8 protein-coding genes are annotated in these 17,108 nt (G+C 66.4%); 7 read left to right on the plus strand and 1 reads right to left on the minus strand.

All coding sequences use genetic code 11. The features are described from left to right. Positions 1-317: 317 nt before the first annotated feature. The 7 genes from amoC (at position 318) to amoH (ending at position 15,936) form a co-directional block, all read left to right on the plus strand. Positions 318-1,511, plus strand: a complete 1,194-nt coding sequence (gene amoC / locus ACW5XD_RS12630; protein ID WP_456495180.1) for an amonabactin biosynthesis isochorismate synthase AmoC — start codon at positions 318-320, stop codon at positions 1,509-1,511. Next, positions 1,508-3,175 carry an amonabactin biosynthesis (2,3-dihydroxybenzoyl)adenylate synthase AmoE gene (amoE, locus tag ACW5XD_RS12635; protein WP_456495181.1) on the plus strand — a complete coding sequence of 556 codons (1,668 nt, stop codon included), beginning with the start codon at positions 1,508-1,510 and terminating at the stop codon, positions 3,173-3,175. The genes amoC and amoE overlap by 4 nt, the downstream gene beginning before the upstream one ends. Before the next feature lie 14 nt (positions 3,176-3,189). After that, positions 3,190-4,113: an amonabactin biosynthesis bifunctional protein AmoB gene (gene amoB / locus ACW5XD_RS12640; protein WP_456495182.1), complete on the plus strand. Its 924-nt coding sequence runs from the start codon at positions 3,190-3,192 to the stop codon at positions 4,111-4,113. Beyond that, a complete protein-coding gene (gene amoF / locus ACW5XD_RS12645) occupies positions 4,110-7,199 on the plus strand; it encodes an amonabactin biosynthesis non-ribosomal peptide synthetase AmoF (RefSeq protein ID WP_456495183.1) in 3,090 nt (1,029 codons plus the stop codon). The genes amoB and amoF overlap by 4 nt, the downstream gene beginning before the upstream one ends. Positions 7,200-7,228: 29 nt before the next feature. Beyond that, positions 7,229-7,978 carry an amonabactin biosynthesis protein AmoA gene (gene amoA, locus ACW5XD_RS12650; RefSeq protein ID WP_456495231.1) on the plus strand — a complete coding sequence of 250 codons (750 nt, stop codon included), beginning with the start codon at positions 7,229-7,231 and terminating at the stop codon, positions 7,976-7,978. A 135-nt stretch (positions 7,979-8,113) separates the two neighbouring features. Continuing rightward, positions 8,114-14,395 carry an amonabactin biosynthesis non-ribosomal peptide synthetase AmoG gene (gene amoG / locus ACW5XD_RS12655; RefSeq protein ID WP_456495184.1) on the plus strand — a complete coding sequence of 2,094 codons (6,282 nt, stop codon included), beginning with the start codon at positions 8,114-8,116 and terminating at the stop codon, positions 14,393-14,395. Next, complete coding sequence (gene amoH, locus ACW5XD_RS12660; protein ID WP_456495185.1) at positions 14,392-15,936, plus strand: amonabactin biosynthesis glycine adenylation protein AmoH; 1,545 nt, start codon at positions 14,392-14,394, stop codon at positions 15,934-15,936. Before amoG ends, amoH begins: the two co-directional genes overlap by 4 nt. A 77-nt stretch (positions 15,937-16,013) precedes the next feature. Here amoH and ACW5XD_RS12665 read toward each other — a convergent pair whose 3' ends face one another. Continuing rightward, the gene (locus ACW5XD_RS12665) at positions 16,014-16,958 is read right to left on the minus strand and encodes an amonabactin ABC transporter substrate-binding protein (protein WP_456495186.1); all 945 of its coding nucleotides are present in this window, start codon (positions 16,956-16,958) and stop codon (positions 16,014-16,016) included. Positions 16,959-17,108: the final 150 nt, after the last annotated feature.

Below are 17,108 nucleotides of genomic sequence, written 5' to 3' on the forward strand. Positions count from 1 at the left end.
TCCGTGAGTGAGATAAGTGACCAGAAAGATGGCGCCATCTTAGGGGGAAATGCCCCTGGCTGCCAGTTTGGGCACACAGTTCCCGTTTTTGTCGCAGCCTCATATGGGGTGTGGGCGGCGTCTTCATACGAGTAACCCCTTCGGTGCCTGGCATGGCAGGCCGCCAGTGGCGCGGCTTGCCCAATATCCACAGATAAGTTCCAGTTTTATCGGCATAAAAATCCCATTGACCGGGGGATTTCAAAGCGAGTATTTTACCGCCGCACAAATACAAATTGATAATCATTATCATTTTGAATCATATTTGAGGGTGTAACGTGGATACTCTTGTGATGGAAAATAGCGCGCCTGCCCAGGCTGCGTCTTCGCCCGAATTCTTGTTTACCTCGGGTCAGGGCACGCTCAGTGCCACTGACCTGGGCCTGCCTATCACCACCCCCGCCTGTGAATGGCCTTTGCTAGAACAACAGATTGCCGACGCGCTGGCAGCGGCCAGCGCTGCCGGCCAGAGCAACCCCCTGCTTATCGGTGCCTTCGCGTTCGACCCGGCGGAGGCCTCCTGCCTCTATGTGCCCGGCCGCTATGAGCGGGGCGATCGCCCTGTCCCGCTGGCACAGGCGCCGGCGACAGAGGCGATGGCAGGGCAGGCCGTCGAGGCCAACCGGGTCATCTCGGTGCAGAACACCCCGCCGGCTAGCGAATTCCAGGCCTCGGTCAGCGCGGCGCTGGATGCGTTTGCCGAGGGCCGGCTCGCCAAGGTGGTGCTGTCGCGCAAACTCACCCTTACCCTGCACCAGCCTGCCGATCCTAAGCAGGTGATGGCCCGTTTGATGGCCCAGAATCCCCACGCCTTCCACTTCTCCCTGCCGCTCGGCCAGGGCCGCCGCCTGCTTGGCGCCAGCCCGGAGCTGCTGCTGAGGGTCAGTGGGGGAGAGGTGTTCACCCATCCCTTGGCGGGCTCTGCCAAGCGCGGCGGCGAGCCGGCGCAGGACCGGCAGGTGGCCCGGGATCTGCTGGCCTCTCGCAAGGATCAGCATGAGCACCGCCTGGTGATCGACGAGATCCGCCGGGTGCTGACGCCCCACTGCCGCGAGCTGGCGATCCCCTCTCATCCCTCGCTGATGAGCACGGATACCCTTTGGCATCTGGGTACCCCCATCGCCGGCCGGCTGCACGGCGGCAAGGCATCGGTACTCTCCTTGGCCTGCCAGCTTCATCCCACTCCGGCCCTGTGCGGCTATCCCACCGATCTGGCTCGTCAGTTCATCCGCGAGCAGGAGCCCTTCCGGCGAGCCCTGTTCAGCGGCATCGTTGGCTGGTGCGACAGCCAGGGCAACGGCGAGTGGGCCGTGGTGATCCGCTGCGGCGTGCTCGATGGTAATCAGGTGGAGCTGTTTGCCGGCGCCGGTATCGTCGCTGGCTCGGATCCCGCCATGGAGTGGGTCGAGACCGGTACCAAGCTGGGGACCATGCTCAAAGCCCTGGGCCTGAGTCCGGAGGTGGCGCAATGACGCAGCCCAACCGCTTCCTGCCCTATACCCGCTGGCCCGACGCCTTGGCCCAGCTGTACCGCGCCAAGGGCTATTGGCGCGGCGAGCCGCTGACCGCCATGCTGGCGCGTCAGTGCGAGTTGGCCCCCGACGCCGAGGCGATCCTCTGCGGCGAGCGCCGCTTCAGCTATCGTGAGCTGGACGCCGCCTCGAGCCGGCTGGCCAGGCGTCTGGCCCACCACGACCTGGGGGGGGGCGATACCGCGCTGGTGCAGCTCCCCAACGTGGCTGAGTTCTATCTGGTGTTCTTCGCCCTGCTCAAGGCCGGCATCGCGCCGGTCAATGCGCTCTTTAGCCACAACCGGCTGGAGCTCCTCTCTTATGCCGAGCAGATCACACCCCGCCTCTTTATCGGCTCGCTGACCCATCCGCTGTTTGCGAGCAAGGATCGCGAGAGCGAGTTGCTGACAACCATCGGCGCCGAGCTGGTGCTGCTCGATGGCGACGCAGGAGAGCTGGGGCTGACCCGCTGGTTGGCGAAGGGGGCTGAGAGTGAGCTGGTGAAATCTGGCCCGACCCCGGCGGACGAGGTGGCCTTCTTCCAGCTCTCCGGTGGCAGCACCGGCACCCCCAAGCTCATTCCCCGCACCCATGACGATTACCTGTACAGCGTGCGCCGCAGCAATGAAATCTGTGAATTGGGGCCCCACACCCGCTATCTGTGTGCCCTGCCGGCACCCCACAACTTCCCCCTGAGCTCCCCTGGCGCCCTGGGGGTGTTCGAGGCGGGCGGTACCGTGGTGCTGGCGCCGGATCCCAGCCCCATCAGCTGTTTCCCGCTGATTGCCCGCCACCAGGCCAATCTCACCTCGCTGGTGCCGCCGGCGGTCTCGCTCTGGCTGCAGGCAGCGGAAGCGGATCCCGCTGCGCGCACTCAGCTCGAGAGTCTCGACTTGCTGCAAGTGGGCGGCGCCAAGCTGGGGGAGGCGGTGGCCAGCAAGATTGGGCCGCTGCTCGGCTGCCGGCTGCAGCAGGTGTTCGGCATGGCGGAGGGGCTGGTGAACTACACCCGGCTGGACGACCCCGACGAGAAGGTCATTCACACCCAGGGCCGCCCCATGAGCCCGGACGACGAGGTGCGCATCCTCGATGAGGCGGGCAACCCGGTCGCCCCCGGCGAGCCTGGCGCCCTGCACACCCGCGGCCCCTATACCTTCCGCGGCTACTACCAGAGCCCGGCCCACAACGCCCGGGTGTTCGATGCCGAGGGCTTCTACTGCTCCGGCGATCTGGTGGTCCAGGATGCCGATGGTTACCTCACTGTGGTGGGGCGGCAGAAGGATCAGATCAACCGGGGCGGCGAGAAGATCGCGGCGGAAGAGGTGGAAAACCAGCTGCTGCATCACCCGGCCATCACCCATGCGGCCCTGGTCTCCATGCCAGACAGCGCCATGGGGGAGAAGAGCTGCGCTTTCATCGTCAGCACGGATCCCGCCTTGAAGCCGCTGGCCTTGCGCAAGTTTCTGCGCGAGCGCGGGGTGGCGGACTTCAAGCTACCCGACCGTTTCGAAACCCTGGACGCCCTGCCCATGACGGCGGTGGGCAAGATTGACAAGCAGGGGCTGCGGGCGCGCATTGCGCACGCCATCGCCGCCAACCGGCCTCTACAGCATAAAAAATATTAAGGAATCATGACGTTATGGCTATCCCAACCCTGAACAATTACGCCATGCCCAGCCAGTGGAAGGCCAACAAGGTCGACTGGACCCTGGATCCCAAACGCGCAGCCCTGCTGATCCACGACATGCAGGAGTATTTCACCGCCTTCTACGGCGAAAACAGCCCTCTCATTGGCGAGCTTGTCGAGCGTCTGGCCGCGGTACGCAAACAGTGCAAGGCCCTCGGCATTCCGGTCTTCTACACCGCCCAGCCCAAGGATCAATCCCCCGAAGATCGCGCCCTGCTCAACGACATGTGGGGCCCGGGTCTGAACAAGAGTCCCGAGTTGCAACAGGTGGTGGCAGCGCTTCGCCCAGAGCGTGACGATATTGTGCTGGTCAAGTGGCGCTACAGCGCCTTCCAGCGCTCCGAGCTCGAGCAGATGCTCAAAGCGCTGGGGCGGGATCAGCTGATCATAGGCGGCATCTACGGCCATATCGGTTGCATGATGACCGCCTGCGACGCCTTCATGCGCGACATCCAGCCCTTCTTCCTGGCGGACGGGGTGGCAGACTTCTCCCTGGCCGACCACCAGATGGCGCTGGACTACGTGGCGACCCGCTGCGGCAAGGTGATCCCCTGCGAGGAGGTGCTGGCGCTCGCCCCGGCCTCCGCTTCTGCCGCCCAGACCAGTCCGCTTCTGACCAATCCGTTGCTGACGTATGAGGGGCTCAAGGCGCGGCTGCTGAGCCATATCGACGAGGACGAAGGGGAGTTTGACCCCGACGAGAACCTCATCGACTACGGCCTGGATTCGGTGCGGATCATGGCCCTGCTCACCGAGTGGCGCGCCGCCGGGGTGGAGCTCGGCTTCGTGGATCTCGCCAAGCTGCCGACCCTCAACGGTTGGTGGCGCCTCATCGAGGCCAAGCTGGCAGCCCAGGCGCTGGAGGTGACCCCATGAACCGCTTCCCCTTGACCATCCCCCAGAAGGGGCTCTGGTCCGGTCATCTGCTCAACGACGACAAGGCGATGTTCAACACCGCCGAGTGCATCGCCTTCGATGGCAAGGTCGAGGCAGCCGTACTGGTGGCCGCGCTCATCCGGGCTGTGGGTGAGTGCGAGGCGCTCAAGGGCCACTTCGAAGAGGATAAGGAGGCGGTCTGCTTCGTCTCGCATGAGCTGCCCCTGGCCTATGAAGAGGTCTCCCTCGAGCGCGATGACGAGGCGCTGGCCCGCGCCTGGGCCCGGGCCGATCTGCGCCGCCCGTTCGAGCTGACCCAAGAAGCGCCCTGCCGCTTTGCCCTGCTGCGCGGCCCCGGCCGCGATTACCTCTACAGCTGCGTGCACCACATCACCCTCGATGGCTTTGGCACCACCCTGCTGTTCCAGCGCATAGCCGAGCTGTATGCAGAGGGGCTGGCCGGTGAGATGGACTCCCCATCCCCCTTCGGCTCTCTGGCTGAGGTGCTGGCCGAAGAGGCGAGCCGCGAGCAGAGCGGCAAGAACGCCGCCGCCCGCGCCTTCTGGCAGGAGCAGCTGCAAGGCTGGCCCGAGGTGACATCCTTTGGCTCGTTACGGGCGCCGATTGCCGCCGACTTTATCCGCGAGAGCCGTCCGCTGCCGGCGGCGCTCTGGCAATCCCTGACCGGCTTTGCCGACGAGCACAAGCTGGGCTGGCCCGATCTGCTGCTGGCCGGCCTCTCTGCCCAACTGTCGCTTTCGAGCGGCCAGCGCCAGACTCTGCTCGGCCTGATGATGATGAACCGCATCGGCTCGGCGTCGCTGACCGTGCCCTGCATGCAGATGAACATCACCCCCCTTGCTCTGGAGCTTGAAGAGGGGCTGGATCTGGCGGGGGCGGCCAGCGCCGTGGCCAAGGCCAAGCGCGGGGTGCGCAAGCACCAGCACTACCGCTACGAGCTGCTGCGCCGCGACCTTGGCCTGGTGGGGGGAGACAAGCGGCTGTTCGGCCCGCTGGTCAACATCATGCCGTTCGATCATGCCCGCCGGTTTGGCCCCCTCGATGCCCATATCCTCAACATCAGCGCCGGGCCGGTGGAGGATCTCACCATCGAGGTGCAGGTCGGCGTCGATGGCCAGCCCAGACTGGATCTGGACGCCAACCCCGGCTGTTACCGGCAGGGGGATCTGGCAGCCATCGCCGATACCCTGTTTGCCCTGCTGGGGCGCTGGATGGCCGAGCCCGACCAGACCCTGGGGGCGCTCAAGGCCGACTGGCTGGCCGAGCAGCGGCTGGATGCGCTGATCACAGGACTCGCCCACGAAATGATCAAGGTGCGGCCGGTGCTGGATGCGCTCTGCCACTTCGCTGCCCAGACCCCGGACAAGGTTGCGCTGGAGCAGGGAGAGGCCCGCTTCAGCTACGAGGCGCTGCTGGCCAGATCCGAACAGATGGCAGCTGCCCTGCAGGCCGCAGGCGTCGCCCCCGGCGACAAGGTGGGGGTCATGCTGGCCCGCACCCCCCAGGCCATCTTCGCCCAGCTGGCGGTGCTGCTGGCGGGCGCCGTCTACGTGCCGCTCGATCCCGAGCAGCCGCTGGAGCGCCAGGGCCATATTCTGCGGCTGGGGGAGGTCAAGACCCTGATCACCCAGGCGGAGTACCGCCACAAGCTGGCCAGCCTGTTCGAGGGGCGCACCCTGCTGGCGGGGGATCTGGTGAGCATTGATCGGCTCAACCAGCCGGCCGCCGGTCGCGCCGTCGCCTACCTGATGTTCACCTCGGGCTCCACCGGTCTGCCCAAGGGGGTGGCAGTGAGCCACGGGGCGCTGGATCACTTCGCCGCCGCCGCCCGCTACCGTTATCACCTGGATGAAGACGCGCGGATGTTGCAATTCGCCCCCTTCAACTTCGACGCCAGCATCGAGGAGGTGTTCGCCACCCTGAGCGCCGGCGCCACCCTGGTGCTGCGCACCGACGCCCTGCTCGAATCCATGTCCGCCTTTGCGGCCGGGGTGGAGCAGATGGGGATCACCCACCTCGACCTGCCCACCGCGTTCTGGAACGAGTGGGTGGTGGCGCTGACGGCGGGTCAGGCCCACATTCCTGCCAATCTGGCCACCGTCATCATCGGCGGCGAGGCGGTCTACCCCGAGCAGCTGGCCCAGTGGCAGCGTCAGGGCCGCTCCGATGTGCGCCTCTTCAACACCTACGGTCCCACCGAGACCACCGTGGTGGTGACCACCCAGGAGCTGCAGCAGGAAGACCCGAGCCAGGCCCAGTTGCCCATCGGCCTGCCGCTGCCCGGCATGCAGGCGCTCATCCTGGGGGCAGGGGAGCAACCCGCCAGCGAGGGAGAGCTGGTGCTGCTCGGCCCGCAACTGGCCAACGGCTATGTGGGGGGCGTGCAAGGCAGCTTCGATACCTTGCGGGTTGGCGCGGAGCAGATGCCCGTCTATCGCACCGGCGATCGAGTGCGCTTGGTGGCCGGCCGGCTGGTCTACCTCGGTCGGCGCGACAACGAATTCAAGATAAGCGGCTATCGCATCCAGCCCGGCGAGGTGGAGGCCCAACTGCTGGCCCTGCCCGGGGTGAACGAGGCGTGCGTGCAGGGGGTGAACATCGGCAGCGTGCGCCGGCTGGTGGCCTTCGTGGCGGGGCCGGAGCGCGACAGCCGGGTCATCAAGGCGCAGCTGGCCAAGGTGCTGCCTGCCGCCATGATCCCCACCGACTATCGCCACTATGACCAGCTGCCCCGCACCGGCTCCAACAAGCTGGATCGCAAGGCCCTGCTGGCCGCCTATCAGGCGGGCGGCGAGGCTCTGACCCTGGGCAGCGAGACCGAGAACCGGGTCGGCGCCATCTGGCAGCAGATCCTGGGGCTCGCCACCATGGCGCCCGCCGACAACTTCTTCGAACTGGGGGGCCAGTCCCTGCAGACCATCCAGATCGTCAACCGGCTCGGCGCCGAGTTCGGGGTGCAGGTCAAGGTCTCCGATGTGTTCGATCACCCGCGCCTCGATGATTTCTGCCGTTTCCTCGACGGCCTGCTTGCCGAGGACGAAGAGAGCGTGGAGATGGTGTGGTGATGAGCAAGATGACGAAGGATCAGCAAAAAATGGCGTTTGATTTCACTGGCAAGCGGGTCTGGGTGACCGGGGCCGGGCGCGGCATCGGCCGCGAGGTGGCAACGCAGTTCGTGGCGGCCGGCGCCGCCGTGGTGGGGCTGGATCTGGTGTTTCCCGAAGCCGACTACCCCTATGCCACCCGGCTGCTCGATATTGGCGACTCGAAGGCGGTCAATGCCTGCTGCGCAGCGCTGCTGGCAGACGGCGGGCTCGATGTGCTGGTCAACGGGGCCGGGGTGCTGCGCCTCGGCCCCACCGACGCCCTGAGCGATGATGACTGGCACGACTGCATGACGGTCAACGCCAGTGGCGTCTTCTATCTGCTGCGGGCCCTGGTGCCCCACTTCAAGGGACAGCAGCGCGGTGCCATCGTCACCATCGGCTCCAACGCGGCCCATGTGCCGCGCATGCAGATGGCGGCCTATTGCGCCTCCAAGGCGGCGGTCACCAGCCTGACCCAGACGGTGGGGCTGGAGCTGGCCCCCTTCGGCGTGCGCGCCAACCTGGTGTCGCCGGGCTCGACGGATACCCCCATGCTGCGCGGCATGCTGCCGAACGAGGAGGCCATGGCCCGCACCATTGCCGGGTTGCCGGAGCAGTTCAAGCTCGGCATCCCCCTGCGCAAGGTAGCCACCCCGGCGGAGATCGCCCATACCGTCCTCTTCCTGGCCTCGGATCTGGCCAGCCACATCACGCTGCAGGATCTGGTCGTCGATGGCGGCGCCACCCTGAGTGCCTGAGGCTTGAGAAACAGATGAACAATATGATTTTGCTGTTGAAACGGCTGGACGGTCAGAGAGTCAAGCTCGCCCTGAATGAGAAGGGGCAGGACGGTTTTTCTTCCTATCGCGCCACACCGGCTGTCTGAGGTACAGATGAACAATATGATTTTGCTGTTGAAACAGCTGGAACGGCAGGGCGTCAAGCTGGCGCTGAACGACAAGGGCCAGCTTATCTCCCAGTCGAGCAAGGAGGCGGTGACGCCGGCCATCGGCGCCACCATCAAGGCCCACAAGGATGAGTTGGTGCGCTGCCTGGCGGCCCGCGCCGCCTTCGAGGCACCCATCGCCGCCGAGGGCGCCCGGCAGGGGCCGCTCTCCTCGTCCCAGAGCGGGCTCTGGTTTATCGAGCAGTACGAAGAGGCCTCCCACCTCTACAACATGCCGGTCTACTTCAGGGTGAGCGGCGAGCTGGACACGGCGGCGCTGGAGTTTGCCTTCGATCACCTGTTTGCCCGCCACCCCAGCATGCGCACCCGCTTCATCAAGGACGAGGCGGGCAGGGGGGCGCAGGAGATACTGCCGCACGTGCCCTTCAAGCTGCATATCGAGGACGTGAGCGCAGAGCCCATTGCCGAGCGCGAGGTCTATGTGGCCCGCCGGGTGCGCGAGGAGATAGGGCGCCCCTTCTCCCTGACCCAGGGGGAGCTGAGCCGGGTGCACCTTATCCGGCTTGGCAGCCGCGAGCACGTGCTGCTGATCACCCAGCACCACATCATTTCCGACGGCTGGTCGGTCAAGAACATGTTCGCGGATCTCAAGCGCGCCTTTCTTGCCCATCAGAACCGCGAGCCCCTGCAGGTGAGCGAGCTGCCGCTCACCTACATCGACTATGCCCGCTGGTTCAACTCGGACCGTTTCCTCGATTATCACGCCGAGTTCAAGCCGTTCTGGGTCGACCGGCTCGGTGGCAGCCCCGAGGTGCACGGCCTGCCGCTCGACAAGCCGCGCCCGGCCCATCAGGACAGCGGCGGCGAGCTGGTCTTCTCCACCATTGACAACGATCTGTGGGAAAGCTTCAAGCGCCTCTGTCAGCGCCACAGCACCTCCAACTTCATCGGTCTGCACGCCCTGTTTGCCCTGCTGATGGTGCGCCAGAGCGGCGAGAAGGAGGTGGTGATCGGCACCCCGCTCGCCTATCGCGAGCGCCACGAGATCGAGTCGCTGGTGGGCTTTTTCGTCAATACGCTGGTGCTGCGCACTCAACTCAGCGGCAAGCCCAGCTTTGTCGACTATCTGCAGCAGTGCCGGGAGGAGGATCTGGCGGCCTTCGATCACCAGCTCTACCGTTTCGAGGCGCTGGCCGAGGCCATCGGCGCCGATCGCACCACCGCCATCAACCCCATCTTCCAGATCATGCTGGTCTATCAGGCCAAGGTGGACTTCAACGATCTCATCCCCGGCTGCCAGCTGGTGGAGGAGACCTCGCCTGTGCTGCCGGCCAAGACCGACATCTCGGTCAAAGTGACCGAGCTGATGGACTCCGTCCGGGTAGACTGGCTGTTCGCCACCGCCCTGTTCGAGCGAGAGACCATCCAGGCCTACGCAGATCGCCTGCTGCACCTGATGCGCGCTGTGGTGGCGGCCCCCGAGACCGACATCTGGCAGTTGCCGCTGGAGGCGGGCACCGACCAGGCCGCCCTGGCCGCACAGCTTGCCGACCTGCCGAGAGACTACCCGAGCCGTGACACCCTGCTCTGTCATATCGAGCGGCGGGCCACGCAGTTGCCGGACGCGCTGGCGGTCAGCGACGGTGCGCAATCGTTGACCTATGGCGAGCTGGAGGTGCGTGCCAACCGGCTGGCCCACTGGCTGCTGGCTCAGGGCGTCACCCCGGGCGCCGCCATCGGCATCCAGGCCAGACGCGATGTCGCCTTCGTGGTTGCCCTGCTCGCCTGCTGGAAGGCGGGGGCGGCCTATGTGCCCCTCGACCCTGCCTATCCCGCCGAGCGGCTGGCCCATATCCTGAGCGACGCCAGTATTGCGCTGGTGCTCGGGGGAGAGCCGGATGCTCGGCTTGCCGAGGCCATCAAGGGCACAGATGCCGGTTACCACAACCTGCACCAGCTGGCGCTGGACAAGATGCCAACCAGCACGCCCGCACTGCCCCGGGACGCCGCCATGCTGGCCCAGATCATCTACACCTCCGGCAGCACCGGCCTGCCCAAGGGAGTCATGGTGGAGCAGGGTAGCCTGGTCAACCTGATGGCGGATCACGGTGAGCGCATCGCCCTTGGGAAGGGGGGGGCCATGTTCAACTGCATGTCCCTCTCGTTTGATGCGGGCAACATGACCGCCTTGCTGCCCCTGTACTGCGGCGCGGCCCTGCACTTCGGCGAGCCGGGTGAAGGGGTGATCGGTGCCGCGATCGATTGTGGTGCCAGCCATATGATTTTGCCCACGGCGCTGTTGGCAAACCTGTTGCCACCGACGGATCTCGGCTCCCTCAAGGCCATCGGTTTTGGCGGCGAGGCGTGCCCGAGCAGCCTGGTGGAGCGTTGGGGAGAGCGGGTGGCCCTCTTCAACATGTACGGCCCGACCGAGTGTACCGTCACCGCGCTCTGCGCGCGGCTCACCCCGGGGGCGCCCATCACCATAGGTCGCCCCGTCAACCACCTGAAGGCGCTGATCCTGGACGAGGCGGGCAACCTCTGCCCGGTGGGGGTCCCCGGCGAGCTCTGCCTGGCAGGGCTGGGGCTGGCCCGCGGCTACCTCAATCTGCCGGCGCGCACCCAGGAGGCCTTTATCGAGCTGGCGCTGGCGGATCGACCCCATCGCCTCTATCGCACCGGCGATCGGGCCCTGCTGCGCCGCGATGGCAACATCCAGTATCTGGGCCGGATAGACGAGCAGATCAAGCTGCGCGGCTATCGCATCGAGCCGGGGGAGATAGAGACCCGGCTTGCCGAATTGTGCCCGGTCATCCGCCAAATCAAGGTGGTGGTGCAGGAGGGGCGCCTGCTGGCGTATGCCTGTTTGCAGGCCGGGGCAAGGGAGCCCGACGGCGACGCCCTGCTGCAGCGAGCCGGCGAGTGCCTGCCCGAATACATGGTGCCGGCGCGCCTCTGCTGGCTGCCCGAGATGCCGCTCACTCCCAACGGCAAGCTGGACTTGCGCCGCCTGCCCGCCATCGTCTGGCAGCAGAGCAAGGGCGAGCCGCAAAACGAACTGGAGCAGACCGTGCTGGCCATCTGGCAAGGGGTGCTCAAGCAACCGCTCGGGGTGGAGGATGACTTCTTCCGTCTGGGCGGTGACTCCATCCTCAGCATCCAGCTCACCACCCGGTTGCGGGATGCGGGGTTGCACTGCAGCGTCAAGGATGTGTTCGAGGCCAAGACGGTGCGCCGCCTCTGCCGCCAGCTCGGCCAGCAGCAAGCCGTCAGCCACAGGAGCGAGCAGGGCAGCCTGACCGGTGAGTTCCCGCTCCATCCCATCCAGCACTGGTTCTTCGAGCAGGGCTTTGCCAAGTCCGGTCACTGGAACCAGGGGGTGATCCTGCGCCTGCCGGCAGGGGTGGACGATGAGGCCCTGCGTGGCTGGCTGGATACCCTGCGCCAGCATCACGACGCCCTGCGCCTGGCGGTGACTCCGGCCGGTCAGCGCTACCTGGCCGAACTGCCATTGCCGCCGCTGCCGACCCTGGATGCCGGCAGCCTCGATGAGGCCGAGCTGCAGGCCCGCCTGACCGAGCTGCAGGGGGATCTCGATCCCGCCAGCGGCCATACCCTGGCCTGGGCCCGTCTGCACAATCTCTCCCTGGAGGGTGAGCGCGAGACGGTGGAGGGGCTCTTCCTTGCCTTCCATCACCTGGTCATCGATGCGGTCTCCTGGCGTATTCTGGCCGAGGATCTGGCACGGGTGAGCAGGGGCGACCCGCTGCCCGCCAAGGGCAGCAGCTATCGCCAGTGGGGCGAGGGGCTCGCGGCCTACGCCAAACGGGAAGAGGAGCAGCTTGGCTTTTGGCTGGCTCAGGGGGAGGGCAGCCAGGGTCACCTGCTGGAAGCGGCGCGCGCCGAAGATGGCCGCGCCCCCGCCAGCCTGCTGCAACTGAGTCAGGAGACCACGGCTCGTCTTATCGACACCGCCAATCAGGCCTTCTTCACCCGGGTGCCCGATCTGCTGCTGGCCGCCCTGACTCGCACCTTGAGCGAGCTGGGTTATGGTGCCCGCCACTGCGTGATGCTGGAAGGGCACGGCCGCGAGGCCATCGATGCTGAACTGGACGTGAGCCGTACCCTGGGCTGGTTCACCAGCACCTATCCGCTGGCGCTGGCGGATGCCGGGGCGTGGGATGCGCTGGTCTGCGCCACCAAGGAGCAGCTGCGCGCCGTGCCGGACAAGGGGGTGGGCTTCAACGCCCTGCGGCTGCACCACCCTCGTGGCTGGGTACTGCCCGAAGCCCTGATCGTCTTCAACTACCTGGGGGTCAGCCATCAGGGCGAGGCTGCTCAGCCCTGGCAGCCCCTGCCGTTGGCGCCGGGGGCACCCACGTCCCCTGACAACCTGCCGAGGGAGCTGGTCAGTCTGCACGGGGGCGTGTTTGATGGCCGCCTCACCCTGCGCCAGGTCGGCGCCCTCAACCAGCAAGGGAGCGACGCCCTGATGGCACGGCTGGCGGACAACCTGACGGCGCTGGTGGAACACTGCTGCAACCTGAAGGCCCCCCGCCACACCCCGAGCGACTTCCCGGGGCTTGGCCTCTCGCAAGCCGCGCTCGATCGGGTGCTGAGCGGGCGCGAGGTGGAGACTCTGCTGCCCATGACTTCCTTGCAGCAGAGCATGTTCCATCACAGGGCGTTGCTGCCCCGAGATCACGCCTATCACCTGCAGACCGAGTTTGACTATCATCAGCCGCTGGACGTGGCGGTCTACCGTCAGGCCTGGCAGGGGCAGATAGCCCTTTGGCCGGCCCTTCGCAGCGAACTGGTGCTGGCGGACGGGGTCGCGCTGCAGCGCATCCTCAAGCGTGCCGAGTTGCCATTCCACTATGAGGACTTGTCTGAAGTGGGAAATGCAGAGGCACGGGTCCAGGCCTATCGCGAGCAGGATCTGGCCCGCCCGATCCCGCTCGAGCAGGCGCCCCTGCTGCGCCTTGCCTGCTTCAAACTGGCCCCCGATCACCACAAGGTGATCTTCAGCGCCCATCACGGCGTGCTGGATGGCTGGAGTGGCCCCGTGTTGCTGGGGTCCTTGCATCGCGGCTATCAGGCGCTGATGAACGGCCTGTTGCCCCAGCGCGATCCGGATACCGCCTGGCTCGAATTTGGCCGCCATATCGCGATCCAAACCCGCAGCGCCGACGCCTACTGGCAGGGGCGCGGCGAGCTCTTGGCAACGCCTAACGATCTCGCCTGCCTGTTCGGGGTGACGTTGGACGCGTGCTCAAGCGGGCGCCATACCCAGCAGCGACCGGCGGTGTGCGCCACGGTGTTGACGGCCGAGGTGGCGACCTTGCTCGCGCGCCGTGCCCGTGACCTTGGCGTGACTGCGGGCCTGTTGGCCCAATATGCCTGGCACCGTCTGCTGGCACGCCGCTGTAGCGATGCCGTCACCCTGGTGGGCAACGTGACCCCGGGCCGGGATTACCCCATTGAGGGGATCACCGCGAGCGTCGGGCTCTACATCAACAGCCTGCCGTTGGCGTTGGAGTGGCGCACTGAGGCGACCCTGGCCGAGCATATCGCCCGGTTGCAGGCCGACCTGATGGCGCTCAATGAGCACGGCACCCAATCGCTGGCGGCACTGACCAAAGGCCGGGCGCGTCTGTTCCAGAGCCTGTTCGTGTTCGAGAACTACCCCATGCCGGCGGCCCCTGCCGCCCCCGAACCCCACCAGCTGGTGCCAAAGTTTGGCACCGTGGTGGAGAAGGTGGAACTGCCGCTTTCCTTGGTGGTCAGCAGCCGGGGCGAGACGCTCCAGCTGCGCCTCGAGTTCGACGGCGAGCAGATCCCCGAGGTCCAGGCCGAGGCGGTGCTGGCTGCCTGGCTGGCCGAGCTTGGCTGGCTGGCGCAAGCGGATCTGAACCAGCCGGCCAGAGTGGCGGCGACTGCGCTGGCCCCGGCACAAGCGGTAGTCACACCAGCGACTGTCACACAAGTGGCCGCCACCAAGGCTGAGCCCGGCCTGGCTCAGCCCCCGGCCGAGGCCCGCGCGCTGGTGGCGCTGTGGGAGCGCCAGTGCGGCGTGCCCGGCATCTGGCAGCAGACCCTGTGTGAACTCGGGGTGGATTCGGTGCAGCAGCTCGCCCTGCTGGCGACCCTCAACGAGGCGTTTGGCCAGGATCGGGCGCCGCTTACCCTGCAGACGCTCAAGACCCATCCATCCCCCAGCCGGCTCTATCGGCACTGGCTGGTGCGCCAAACGGAGGCCGCGCTATGACAGTGACCATCAAGCATGAGGCTCCGCTCATGCAAACCCGGCCTGCCCCCCGTGAGGGGGCGGCCAACCTGGGCGCGCGGCTGGCGGCATGTCTGGCCGCCACCCCGCTGGCCCCTGCCATCGGTGTGGGCATGGCAGAGAGCCGTGACGGTGCAACCGCAGGGCAGTGGCTCAGCTACGGCGCGCTCAATGATCGGGTGGCCCAGATTGCCGCCCGCCTGAAGGGGCTGGCGGTGGGGGAGCGGGTCGGCCTCTATCTCTCCCGCAGCCCCGATCTGGTGGCCAGCCTGCTGGCCTGCCTGCGCCTCGGCCTCACCTTAGTGCCCCTTGAGCCGGATTTTCCGGTGGAGCGGCTGCAGGGGATCGCCCGTCAGGCGCGCCTGTCGGCAGTGATCTGCGACGGCGACAGGCCGGTGCCCGCCTTCGGTTGTCCGCTGCGCACCCTCGACGGGCCCGCAGCGGCAGGGCCTGTTTCCTGGCCCCAGGTGGATGACGCCCTGGCCGCCTACATGATGTTCACCTCGGGATCCACCGGTGAGCCCAAGGGGGTGGTCATCAGCCGGCGGGCCTTGCTCTGCTTCCTCGACGGGATCCGCGAGCGGCTCGGGCTATCACCTAACTGCCACTGGCTCTTCATCACCACCCCGGCCTTCGACATCTCCCTGCTGGAGATGCTGGGGCCGCTCTGGGGCGGTGGCCGGCTGACGGTGGCCGGTGGCGAGCACAACAAGGATCCGTTGGGAATGATGGCGCTGCTCGAGGCGGATCCTTCCATCAACTGGCTGCAGGCCACCCCGGCCTGCTGGCGCATGCTGCTCAAGGCGGGCTGGCAGGGACGAAATACCCTCACCGCCCTGTGCGGCGGTGAGGCGCTGGACTCAGGTCTGGCCGAGCAGCTCTGTGCCCGTACCCGGCGGCTGTGGAACTGCTACGGGCCGACCGAGGCCACCGTCTGGTCGCTGGTGAGCGAGGTGTGCTGGCCACCGGCGAAGGGGCAGATCACCATTAGCCACAGCCTGCCCGGCTATCGCCACTGGGTGCTGGACGAGGCGGGGTTGCCGGTATCAGAGGGGGAGTGCGGGGAGCTTTGCATCGAGAGCCCGGCCCTGTGCGAGGGCTACTGGCGCAAGCCGGCCTTGACCAGCGCCGCCTTCCTGCGCCTTGCCACCCATCGCCTCTATCGCACCGGCGATCGGGTACGGCGGCTGGGGGCGGACAGCTTCCTCTATCTGGGACGGCGCGACGATCAGGTCAAGCTGCGCGGTTTTCGCATCGAGTTGGGGGAGGTGGAGGCGGGCCTTCGCCGCCAACCCGGGGTGCAGGAGGCTGCGGTGCGTCTGGTGGGCGAGGGGGACGAGGCCATGCTGGTGGGCTACGTGGAGGCGAAAAGCGGAGTGACCCTCAACCGGCTTGCCCTGCGCAAGGGGCTGCAGGCGACGCTGCCGCACTACATGGTGCCGGCACGGCTCATCCTGCTGGATGCCCTGCCCAAGACCGGCAGCGGCAAGCTGGACAGAAAGGCGCTGCCGTTACCCGAGTAAGCTCTCTGTCCGAGTGCCTTGATAAACAAAGAAGCCCGCATCATGCGGGCTTCTTTATTTGCCATATGAGCGCGGGCTTATTGGGTGATGGGGGCCGCGTCCGGTTTGGCGAGCAGCTGCTCGACGTCGTCGATCACCTTGAGCGCCGCCTGGGGGCCGCCGGTGGAGGTCCACAGGGAGCCGTCCACGGCGCCAAAGCGCTTGCCCTTGATGGCGTTCAGTTGCTGGAAGGCCGGGGTCTGCTCGGCCTGCTTCATGGCATCCACCGCATCGCCGCTCGCGCTCAGGGTACCTATCACCAGCCAGTCACCGTCCAGCAGGTTGAGGGATTCGAGGCTCAGGGCCGGGGAGTGGGGGGTCTTGTCGCCGATCTGGTGGGTCGGACGGGCCAGCCCCATCTCTTCCACCACGCTGCTGGCGAAGGTGCCGCCGTGCATGTAGCTCGGGCCCTTCGGGTTCCAGCGCACTATGCTCAGGCGCTCGCCCTGATGCATGGCAAGCTTGCTGCGGGCTTCTTGCAGGCGGGCGTCATACTGGGCGAGGAAGGTCTTGGCTTCGGCATCCCGGTTCAGCACGTGGGCGCTGCGATTGAAGATCTCCTTCCAGGAATCACCCCAGTTGCCGGTGACCACTGTGGGGGCTATCTCTTGCAGCAGGGTCAGCAGTTCGGGTTTGGTCTGGCCGGTCAGGATGAGATCCGGCTCCAGATCGATCAGCCGCTCCAGATTGGGGTTGTCCAGATCGCCGACCACGGCGATATCCTTGCCGGCCTTGGTCAGCAGGTAACGGGGTAATGTGCCCTGACCGCGACCGTTGACGGTGCCGACCGGCTGCAACCCCAGGGTCAGGGCAGTATCCAGATCGATTTCGCTCAGCACCACCACCCGCTTGGGCTGGGCGGGCACGAGCAGGGTCTTGCCATCGGCATCGGTCACCTGACGGGTCTCGGTGCCGGCCTGGGCCTGAAAACCGACCAGGCTGGCCAGCATCAGCACGGCGGCCAGGGGGGAGGAGATCTTCATCGTTACATCCTTCTTGGTGAAATCAGCGAAAAACCGGGCCCCAAACGGGCGGACTTATACTATCACAAATTCAAATGATAAGAATTGTCATTTGCGTTTGTGGTGCTGGGAGGGAGTGATTTGCTACCATGGCCGCTCTCGAACCAAGGG

This window comes from Aeromonas enterica (assembly GCF_054052465.1).

Excerpts from the sequence above, each read along its gene's own strand:
- amoB (WP_456495182.1), top strand. The coding sequence starts at position 3,190 with ATGGCTATCCCAACCCTGAACAATTACGCCATGCCCAGCCAGTGGAAG.
- amoE (WP_456495181.1), top strand. The coding sequence starts at position 1,508 with ATGACGCAGCCCAACCGCTTCCTGCCCTATACCCGCTGGCCCGACGCC.
- amoG (WP_456495184.1), top strand. The coding sequence starts at position 8,114 with ATGAACAATATGATTTTGCTGTTGAAACAGCTGGAACGGCAGGGCGTC.
- amoF (WP_456495183.1), top strand. The coding sequence starts at position 4,110 with ATGAACCGCTTCCCCTTGACCATCCCCCAGAAGGGGCTCTGGTCCGGT.
- amoA (WP_456495231.1), top strand. The coding sequence starts at position 7,229 with ATGGCGTTTGATTTCACTGGCAAGCGGGTCTGGGTGACCGGGGCCGGG.
- ACW5XD_RS12665 (WP_456495186.1), bottom strand. The coding sequence starts at position 16,958 with ATGAAGATCTCCTCCCCCCTGGCCGCCGTGCTGATGCTGGCCAGCCTG.
- amoH (WP_456495185.1), top strand. The coding sequence starts at position 14,392 with ATGACAGTGACCATCAAGCATGAGGCTCCGCTCATGCAAACCCGGCCT.